1 protein-coding gene and 1 pseudogene are annotated in these 774 nt (G+C 71.6%); both read left to right on the plus strand.

Features of this window, described 5'->3' with window-relative positions:
• Positions 1-295: pseudogene (locus tag DEI89_RS17235) on the plus strand (cellulose synthase); the annotation flags it as partial.
• Entirely contained in the window at positions 292-702 is a 411-nt protein-coding gene (locus DEI89_RS17240) for an ATP-binding protein (RefSeq protein ID WP_110905280.1), read from the plus strand. The pseudogene DEI89_RS17235 and the gene DEI89_RS17240, both read left to right, overlap by 4 nt.
• The last annotated feature ends 72 nt before the right edge of the window (positions 703-774 follow it).

The following is a 774-nucleotide window of genomic DNA, read 5'->3' on the forward strand; positions in this document are numbered from 1 at the left end:
GCCGCTCGGCTTCCGCGTGACGCCGAAGGTCCGCGACACCACCGATGCGAAGCCGCGCTGGGACCTGGTGAAGCCGCAGCTCATCGCGATGGGGGCGCTCGCCGCCGCCCTGGTGATGATCGGGATCCGGTACCTGGCCGGGCAGGCGGAGGGCATCGCGCCCCTGGTCAACACGGCCTGGGTCGTCTTCGACCTGTTCATCTTCAGCATCGTGATCCGGGCGGTCCGGTACCGCGGGCCCGAGACCCCGGTGCCCCTGGAGCACGAGTCCACGACGGTCGGAGGACCACTGTGAGCACGCACGCGAGCATCGACGTCCCCGCGGTCCCGGCGTCGCTCGACACCGTGCAGGACACCTTCGCCGCCTGGTGGGACGGCCAGGGCATCGACGACCCCACGATGCGGTTCCGGTTGGAGACCGCCCTGGTGGAGGTCGCCGCGAACGTCATCGAGCACACCCGTCGGTCGGACACGCAGGAGGGCCGTCGGTTCGTCCTCGACCTGACCGCTCGGGACACCGAGCTCGTCGCCGTCCTGTCGGACAACGGCATGCCCGCGGACATCGACCTCAGCGCCGTGACGATGGCCGACCCGGAAGACGAGGGCGGCCGAGGGCTGGCGCTGGCGATCGCGGCGCTCGACCGCCTCGACCACCACCACGAGGGTGGGCGGAACGTGTGGGTGCTGGTGTGCGCTCGCTGAGGCAGCTCGGGACGCGGGTCGTCGCCCTCCTGGTCGTCCTCAGTGTGCTCCTGCTCGGCGGAGCCCTGCCGG

The organism is Curtobacterium sp. MCBD17_030, assembly GCF_003224255.1.
In the GTDB taxonomy this organism is placed as follows: Bacteria; Actinomycetota; Actinomycetes; order Actinomycetales; family Microbacteriaceae; genus Curtobacterium.